The 3,996-nt window shown below is 54.3% G+C and carries 4 protein-coding genes; 2 read left to right on the forward strand and 2 right to left on the reverse strand.

Features of this window, described 5'->3' with window-relative positions:
* Positions 1–666: 666 nt before the first annotated feature.
* The gene (locus QP965_RS11345; RefSeq protein ID WP_284844964.1) at positions 667–1,746 is read right to left on the reverse strand and encodes a GNAT family N-acetyltransferase; all 1,080 of its coding nucleotides are present in this window, start codon (positions 1,744–1,746) and stop codon (positions 667–669) included.
* Positions 1,747–1,832: 86 nt separating this feature from the next.
* On the opposite strand from QP965_RS11345, the gene QP965_RS11350 reads away from it, so the two are divergent.
* Both QP965_RS11350 and QP965_RS11355 read left to right on the forward strand, forming a co-directional pair.
* Entirely contained in the window at positions 1,833–2,402 is a 570-nt protein-coding gene (locus tag QP965_RS11350) for a TetR/AcrR family transcriptional regulator (RefSeq protein WP_284844963.1), read from the forward strand.
* 206 nt (positions 2,403–2,608) lie between these two features.
* Positions 2,609–3,202: a Type 1 glutamine amidotransferase-like domain-containing protein gene (locus tag QP965_RS11355; RefSeq protein ID WP_284844962.1), complete on the forward strand. Its 594-nt coding sequence runs from the start codon at positions 2,609–2,611 to the stop codon at positions 3,200–3,202.
* Between the two features lie 185 nt (positions 3,203–3,387).
* Here the strand turns inward: QP965_RS11355 and QP965_RS11360 are convergent, their stop codons facing one another.
* On the reverse strand, positions 3,388–3,831 hold the full coding sequence (locus QP965_RS11360) for a DUF2871 domain-containing protein (protein WP_284844961.1): 444 nt from the start codon (positions 3,829–3,831) through the stop codon (positions 3,388–3,390).
* Positions 3,832–3,996 lie beyond the last annotated feature (165 nt).

Consider the following 3,996-nt stretch of genomic DNA (forward strand, 5'->3'; position numbering starts at 1 on the left):
GACTCACAATGAACATCCTCTCCTACGGACACAAGATCCGTACAAATAGGGTGTCCACTAAACGAGGGTAACCTCACTTTTTGTTCTGGAGTGCCGGTTTCTTCGATCGGATGGTCAGTACAAAGGTTCACCGTTCCGAGCAGCAGCACTAAGACGTCGTAAAGGACACTTACGTCTGGCGGACGGGGCCCTTCCCCCTCTCCGACTTTAGAAGGTGCCCTAGGTCCTAAATGGCCACACTCTATTTCGACGCCACTGGATTGCGACCTTGATGGCGTACAGCTTTGACGATGGCCATATTGCGGTTAGGACTGTTCATAGTGTCAAACATGTCCCGACTCACCAGTCAAGTATCACCCAACACGGTAAGGTAGCCCCAATGTCGCGACTCACCTGTCAAGCATCACGACGGTTCCCTCAGGCACAGGCTGTCAAATATGTCATGAACTCAGACACACTCTGGGGCACCATTGGGGGTTCGAAGAATTAGGTTTGATTGTTCGAACAACCCCCGAAAGCATGAAACAATGCCTCTTCCTACAAAAGTAGGTGGGGCATTTCCTGTTATGCGCGGACTGCCATCCGAGATCTGTGCCTGAAAACGCAACTAGAGTTCGCTATCCGCTAATGGCGTCCAGCTGCTGCTCATTTCAAATCAGACACCATTTATTGGCTAAAGTTCTCGGAGGCGAGTCTCGCGTAGATGAGGGTGTCGGTCCATTCGCCCTTGCTGAACCAGTCTTGGACGTGATGCGCTTCGAGCCGGAGTCCAACGCGCTTAGCAAGTGCCGCTGAGGCGCTGTTGCGGGCATCCATCTGCGCTGTGATGCGGCGGAGATGGTAATGGTCAAACCCGAGAGCAAGTACCGCGCGAACAGCTTCGCTTGCGAATCCTTGCCCAGCGTGTGCCGGGTTTAAAACCCACCCGATCTCGCCCTGACGGTGCTCCTTATCTGTAAGCCACAGTGTGACGTCTCCTATGGGGGTGCCGTCATACTCGATGACTAGTGCAAGTGCAGCAGTCTCACCATCGAGGTCAGTTTTTGATAGCCGCTCCGTGAGCTTGTCACGGGTAACTTCCACAGTCCATGGCTCGTCCAACAGGAAACGAGCAACGTCAGGTTGCGAGTACAGCTTGTGAAGCCATGCGACATCGTCTGTCTCATGCAGACGGAGTCGAAGTCGTTCTGTCACCAACGGCCACTGGGCGGCGGTCACGAGATCGCGCTGGTAGTGGAACAATTCCTCGCGCTGTCCTGCGGGCGTGGTCCCTACGCCTCGTCCGGTCTCGCGGAATCTCGCCGTCGTCAAGCAGTGCTGGGAGGCCTTGTTTTCCGGAAGCGTGCGTGCTGTCAAGGTTCTAAGTCCACTGTTGCGCGCGAAGCGTGATGCCAGCTCCAAGCCCCGACGGGCATGTCCTTCCCCTCGCGCACCTGGATGAATCCAGAACCCGACCTCGGCAGCCTCGGAGCTAACGTCAAAGAGAACCACGGAACCCACGAACCGGTCGGTCTCGGCGTCGGCAAGTGCTAGGACTGCCAACGTGCCGGACGAGAGGCCCGTCGCAACCTCGTCACAGATCATCCGTCGCACGGACTCGGGGGTGTAATCAGGTTCAGGCAGATGAGCGAAGCGCCGCACAGCTTCGTCTTTTGTGCCTGCTGCATACGCGTCTGCGTCCAGTTCGGAGAGAAGGCGTAGGCGAGTGTTCTCAAGAGCGATCGGAAGGTTGGTAGCATCCAGCATGTGCCAAAACTAACATAGTTTGGATAGGTGGTTCAAGCATGTTTGGTTAGGCTGGTGGGGTGAGCTACTGGGAACATCGGAAACCTGTGCAACGCCATCGCGCCGTGGATATTGCGGAAGTTGCAAGAGCATCGGGCAGACTGTTGGACGAAGGTGGTTTGAAGGCACTCACCATGAGGTCTGTGGCGCAACAGGTGGGCGTCGCCCCAGCTAGCCTGTACTCCCGTGTGAAGTCGGTAGACGACTTGTTCGACCTTGCTCTCGATGTAGTGCTTGCAGACGATCCCGTGATGTCCGAGTCGATCAACAACGCCGACCTGCCCGCTCTGATGCAAGCTTTCTTCACGCACCTCACAACCCACCGGTGGGCCGGTCAGGTCATCGGCATGCGTGCCCCCAGAGGCCCTGCTTACCTGGCCCTTTCTGAGCGTATGTGCGTCCTGCTTGAACGAGAGGGAGTCTCGGATCCGTTGGGAACTGCCTACCGGTTATCAAACCTAGTGATCGGCGCCGCCCTGACCGCGCCCATGGCGCCCGACGAAAAGCGTGTTGCCATCAACCCCGAACAAGCGCCGACTTATGCCCGCCTCCACGCGGCGCACCACATTAGCCCACAAGAGATCCTCTCCGAGGGCATCAAGAAACTTTTGTCTTGACGGAACCATCCCATTTCGGGCAGCGGCAGTGTGAGGAATACTCAGAAATGGCGAGAGGAAGCTCAGCTGGGCCAGTAGTGGAGTAGCCCGGGCTAGGGATTACTCGACTGTCCCCATGTGAAGCCTCGAGACATCGTTCCGGTTGGTATCTTGAGACTTTTGCTCTTCGAATGGTCGGAGTGGCAAGAATTTCGTAGTCTGGGCCCATGAAACTGCTACTTGCCTCATTCCTGCACCCTGACTTAGGCAACTACATTTCGGGTCGGGTGCTATATATCGATGATGCCGCTTCAGAGATGCGCGATACACCGTTTGCGCAAGCAGAACGGAAAGCAATTGGAGAAGCAGCAGAAACTTTAGTTCCTCTCACCCTGTCACAATCAAAATCAAACCATCTTCAATATGAGATTGCCTCAGCCAACTGCATTTATGTCGCGAGCGGCGAGGTGTTCCGCCTTCTTAATGCACTGAGGTCAACGGGTGCCGATCGTCTACTAACTGATGCGGTAAATCAAGGAAAGCTTTACGCTGGAAGTTCTGCAGGAGCGATTATTGCCGGCCCGTCAATTGAGCCGGCATCAATCATGGACGATCCCAAAACGGCACCGCAGCTCACCGACTACACTGGGCTAAACCTCACTTCACATGTCATCGTTCCTCATGCACAGGGAACCACTGGGCCCTATTCAATAGAGGTCATCAGTCAGACTGTCGAGACCTACGGCCGAGAATGGAATCTGCTTCTCCTGAGAGATGGGCAAGCCCTCCTTGTGGATGACGAAAAGTCGATTCTCATTTAATCTGCGATGACAAACACGCCAAGCAGACCAGGAAAGTTCATTTTTCTCCTCAACCACCAGCACTTTCCTTGTGACCGAGCAGTTCTCCAAAAATACTATGTAGGGACCATGAGGGTCATTTGTTTTGGTGAGCTCCCATCTCGCAGAACCGACGTTGTGGCACTTTGAGACAGCCTCACTCATTGTTATTCACCTGCTGCCTGGGACTTAGTTTCTTGGGACTCACCGATGGCATTACCAAGCGCTGCGATGAATGCAATTAGGCCCACCGTAATAAGGATGTGTCCAAGTCCAGCGATACCAGAGATCATTGCAGAGGACTCCTCCCCCAGTACGGTCAGGCATCCGTGCCAGATCATGGCGCCAACAGTGACGACCACGCCGACGTTATAGAGCCAGAAGAACGCATTGAACTGACCGCGGCTGCGCGACAGGCCAAAGACCTTCTCCAATACCAAGAAAATAAGACTCATCATGAAACCGAGCGCTAGCAGGTGAGTATGCGCCACACTTAGCTGAGTAAACTCACCCGCAGGGAAATCATTAGCCCGCGTGAATTCTCGATAAAACACGCCAGCACCCAAGCCCAACACGAGGTAGAAAATAGATGCCCAATACAAAGCCTTCATGGTCATTCTCCTTCCCAACCGCTGGCACGGCCGGATTAGCGATGAATCAATTACTCTAAGGACTTATCTTTCTATATCTGTCCCGATTTGAGGTTACCCTCGTTTAGTGGACACCCTATTTGTACGGATCTTGTGTCCGTAGGAGAGGATGTTCATTGTGAGTCA

It is taken from the genome of Corynebacterium sp. MSK074, from assembly GCF_030229735.1.
Classification (GTDB): Bacteria; Actinomycetota; Actinomycetes; order Mycobacteriales; family Mycobacteriaceae; genus Corynebacterium.